Raw genomic sequence first — 4,213 nt, forward strand, 5'->3', positions numbered from 1 at the left:
CTGGAAGCCATTACTTTGCGGAAGGGTCACCCTGTTGCTTGAATCCGAGTAACCGGCCACGTTATTGGTAACATTGGTGGTATACACCTGCTGGTACGTTTCGCCATCGCGTTTATTTACCGCGGTAGTAACACCCAGTGAAATGGTACGGCCTCTTTTGGAGAAGGCATGACGGTATAAAATATTATTATTGAAGTTGAAACCATTACTTTCCGCCTCCCTCCTGTTATAAGTAAGCGTATAAGGTTTTGCGGGCGAATAACCCAGCGAACCCTCTGTAAGCGTGGTAGAATTATTATCCTGGAAGCTGATATTAGGCGTGATGATCAGGCTGTTGGCCGAGTCAATTTTATACTCCAGCCGCATGTTTATGCGGTGGTTATAGTTCTTGCTGCCAGACTGCTGATCTTCGGCGTAATAAGTAGAAGTATCGGCACTGAGGATCGTCTGGCGGGTTGTGTTCGTCAGGTTTTCATTAATACTGTTATTAAAGAAGTAACTGCCTGTCACTTCCACCTTTTTGCCCCATAGATCAGAAAAGTTAATGCCGAACGAATTGGTTTTATTGTTACCGCTGGAGTTGCCCACCAGGAAGTTACCACCGCCATTTCCGCCAAAGCCGCCTGCGCCACCGCCACCGCGGCCTCCGCGACCACCGCCACCGCCGCGTCCACCTCCGCCACCGCCGCCCATCACACCCAGTATATCCTGGGAAGAGAAGTTTTGCTGGTTTACATTATTGGCCATACCGATAACGGCGATACGCCTGTCGCCTTTGAAGAAGTTCACATTCCCCCCCACCATGTAGCGTTCGTCGGTACCATAACCCGCATAAAATTTCCCAAACTGAGATGCGCGCATGCTGCCATTAGTAACGATATTGATCGTTTTAGAAGAGTTACCGTCATCAAACCCGGTAAACTGCGCCTGGTCACTAAGCCTGTCGAACACTTCAATTTTATTAATGACCTCCGCCGGAAGGTTACGCAGTGCGAGCGTAGCATCTTCGCCGAAATACTCTTTACCGTCCAGTAACACTTTTCTCACATCTTCGCCATGTGCCTTTACCGTTCCGTTCTCTACCGTAATACCCGGCATTTTACGGACCAGGTCTTCGCCGCTGGCGTCAGGATTAGTTTTAAATGCTGCAGCGTTGTACGCTGTAGTGTCACCCTTTTGTTGTGCGGGCGGCACCTGGCCTTTGATGGTTACCGCCTTAAGGTCGGTAGCACCTTTGGTCATAAACTGCACGCCCATGTTGGCCGATGCGGGCTCTAACATGAAAGCTTTAGTGTATTCGCTATAACCAATAGAGGTAACAGTTAACAATACCAGTTGAGGTGAGAGGCCTTTGATCTCAAAAGCACCGTCTTTATCAGTATAAGCATTGAATTTAATAGTAGAATCCTGTGGGGAAGTAAGGCGCACCGTAGCACCTTTAACGGGCGCCTCGCCCGCTTTATCCTTAAACACGCCTTTTAATACCAGTTCCTGCGCCTGAGCAACGCCTGCCGATGTTAAAAGGAAAATGATGATCGCCGTAATCTGCCGCATAATATGTAGATGTTCGTTTGTATACTGTATTGGACGATGGCTGTTAAAAAAACCTTTGCCGCTCCCGATATTTATTTTTTAGCCATGTATGTGTATTGGTTTTCAATTGCAGAATCCTATATTTGCTTTTCAAGCTCTTTAATTCTCTCTTCCACAGTAAGGTTAGCGGTGAAAACCGCTTCTAAAAAGGAACCGTGTGCAAATCACGGGCTGTCGCGCAACTGTAAGTAACATTAGGGTTGTTGCCTGAAAAAAAGTTCCATTGTGCCGTTAATACGGCATGAGAAGGACGGCAACAACGTTACAAGCCAGGATACTTGCCTGTCACTGTTCAAGACCAATGCTTTCGCGTTATGAAGCATAGTCAGGATAATATTACCATGCACAGGGCGTGCCACAACATGCCCGTACAGCGTAATAACCCCGCTATCTCTTACATTTCCGGAAAGCACACGAAAACTGAATGAACATTATTCAATGATGTTTTATGCGTATGCTTAAGCACAACTCCGACTACGAACAATACTACCAGCAAGAGATCGCTGGCAGTGAAGTTATTCGGATGGGTATACGTAGTGGCTGGAGATGCGGTGTACATACCACCCTCCTGCTGCAAATGCCAGGAACGATATTAACCGCCATGTAACCGTGTAAAAACCCGGGCCGCATTGTATATTACAGTGCGGCCATTTATTTTCATCCACCGTGTTAACATTATGAAAGGATCTTTTAAACAGGTGCAGTCGAAGTTCAATGCCCCGCTCATGAGCTGGGACATCTTCATTTCCTATTATCACCAGAGCCTTAAAATGGGCACCGATGCACAGCAACTCGAAAAGCTGGCAGAGGATAAGAACTGGCAGCAGCAATGGAACTTTTCGGAGAAGCTGTTTAAAGAACATAAACTCATTATTGTTACTGATGTGGAACGAAACGTTGTATTTGTAAGCAGTAACGTTTGGAAAATTACCGGTTATAGTGCAGAGAATGTAGTGGGCAAAAACCTTTCTGAATTCCGGAACGAAGCCAGCGATGCCCTGGCAATGGATAAAATAAGGGCCGCTATCAGGGCAAAAGGACCGTTCGAAAGCGATATCGTAAATTACACGCCGAGCGGCAGTCCGTACCGTTGCCGTGTAGAGGGGCACCCGGTATTTAACCAGCAGGGAACACTTGTTAATTTTATCTTTTTTGAAAAACTATTGTAGATGCCATGTCACGAAACAAAATACTGCCAGCGATGTAATGGACCGTTTGAGTGTAAGGTGGGAAACATTTCGCAGTGCCAGTGTAATGGTATTGAATTAGCCCCCGAAGCGCGGCAGGAAATAGCCGCCTCCTACTCCGAATGCCTCTGCCGCCAGTGCCTGCTCAACATACAGCAGGAAGTACTGAATAAGGCCCGGAAAGAGAAATTCCTCCGCCTCTTTTCGTTTTTCCGTTCCCGTTAACGACATCATCTGCTATAAAAATAGTACCCCCGTCTGGGACAGGCCCGAACGGGGGATTTAAAAGAATATACTTACTAACAAATAATGCAGATTTGTTATTCTTTATTCTGCTACAAAGATAGTATAAATTAAATATGATTTGCAAGTATAAATAAACATATAATTATTTAATATTTGTCCAGTATTTATCACATTTAATTAATAATCAATAAATTAATGAATTTATACTACTTATAATGAAATTTCATCTTCTTCATAATTTTGCTTTCCCCGGCAGTTTTACCCATTTTTCGCTGTACATACTTATGTACTACATACATTAAAGGAATCATTACTATCATTGACCCGGCAATTACGTAACCCAATACATCGAAACGGTCGAGATGACCACTGGGCTGTTTAATTACGATAAGACCAGCTACCATAGCGGCAATACCACCAGAAGCCTGTTGTATGGACGAGTTAATGGCCATAAAGGCCCCTCTGTCCTTAGCATCCGGTACGGCTGTCATTAAAGCGGAAGACGAGATCATGCGGGAGGAGACGCCGGTCATCATTACTACGTTTACGAGCATCACCGCCCAGATAGGGCTGATCCCCATATTTGTATACACCAGCACCATCAACAGCGCCAGGATGGAACCTGCCACAAACGTCTGGAACTTGCCGAATTTATCGCTCAGTTTACCTATGTACGGGCCCGCCACCAGCGAAACCAGCCCGGTAACCATATAAATCAAAGGCTGATGTTTGATATCGATGCCGATGTTATGGGCGGTGAAGTCGCTGCCAAAAGGCATGAGCATAAAACCACCGGTAGCCATCAGCACGGTTGCAGCAAAAGCACGCAGGTACGCCGGCTTACTGATCGTGTTACCGAGGTGACTGAACGCATGGAGGTCCTGCTCCTTTTGAATAGTCAGGTGCGCGTTTACCGGCTGCATCTTCAGTGCGATGATGATACCAAGCGGCACACAAAGCCCAACGATCATCAGGAACGGTGCGTGCCAGTCGAAGGTGGTAGCTAGCCATAAGCCAATGGGCAGGCCCATTACCTGGCTTACCGCAAAAGCCATCTGCACAAACCCCATCACCCTGCCCCTCACCTGCATCGGAAACAGGTCGGTAATAATGGCAAAGGAAACGGAAGAGATCACCCCGCCAAATATACCCGTGAATATGCGGGCGGCCAGGATGGTGTTATAGGT

5 protein-coding genes and 1 riboswitch are annotated in these 4,213 nt (G+C 46.5%); of the genes, 3 read left to right on the plus strand and 2 right to left on the minus strand.

The window, feature by feature from the left end; translation table 11 throughout:
- A partial coding sequence (locus QZT80_RS07480; protein WP_295119952.1) for a carboxypeptidase-like regulatory domain-containing protein occupies window positions 1–1,554 on the minus strand: 1,554 nt, incomplete at its 3' end.
- Window positions 1,555–1,696: 142 nt separating this feature from the next.
- Window positions 1,697–1,894, plus strand: a riboswitch (cobalamin riboswitch).
- A 147-nt stretch (window positions 1,895–2,041) separates the two neighbouring features.
- On the opposite strand from QZT80_RS07480, the gene QZT80_RS07485 reads away from it, so the two are divergent.
- The 3 genes from QZT80_RS07485 (at window position 2,042) to QZT80_RS07495 (ending at window position 3,005) form a co-directional block, all read left to right on the plus strand.
- Window positions 2,042–2,200 carry a hypothetical protein gene (locus tag QZT80_RS07485; RefSeq protein WP_295119955.1) on the plus strand — a complete coding sequence of 53 codons (159 nt, stop codon included), beginning with the start codon at window positions 2,042–2,044 and terminating at the stop codon, window positions 2,198–2,200.
- Between the two features lie 70 nt (window positions 2,201–2,270).
- Window positions 2,271–2,762, plus strand: coding sequence for a PAS domain-containing protein (locus tag QZT80_RS07490; protein WP_295119957.1), 492 nt, complete (start codon window positions 2,271–2,273; stop codon window positions 2,760–2,762).
- Window positions 2,763–3,005, plus strand: a complete 243-nt coding sequence (locus QZT80_RS07495) for a cysteine-rich CWC family protein (protein WP_295119960.1) — start codon at window positions 2,763–2,765, stop codon at window positions 3,003–3,005.
- A gap of 227 nt (window positions 3,006–3,232) precedes the next feature.
- Here the strand turns inward: QZT80_RS07495 and QZT80_RS07500 are convergent.
- Window positions 3,233–4,213, minus strand: a 981-nt coding sequence (locus QZT80_RS07500) for an MFS transporter (protein ID WP_295119963.1), incomplete at its 5' end; no start/stop codon positions are given.

Origin of the sequence: uncultured Chitinophaga sp. (assembly GCF_902168175.1) — a bacterium.
Taxonomy (GTDB): domain Bacteria; phylum Bacteroidota; class Bacteroidia; order Chitinophagales; family Chitinophagaceae; genus Chitinophaga.

Coding starts and splice junctions, on each gene's coding strand:
- QZT80_RS07485 (WP_295119955.1), top strand. CDS start 2,042: ATGCGTATGCTTAAGCACAACTCCGACTACGAACAATACTACCAGCAA.
- QZT80_RS07490 (WP_295119957.1), top strand. CDS start 2,271: ATGAAAGGATCTTTTAAACAGGTGCAGTCGAAGTTCAATGCCCCGCTC.
- QZT80_RS07495 (WP_295119960.1), top strand. CDS start 2,763: ATGCCATGTCACGAAACAAAATACTGCCAGCGATGTAATGGACCGTTT.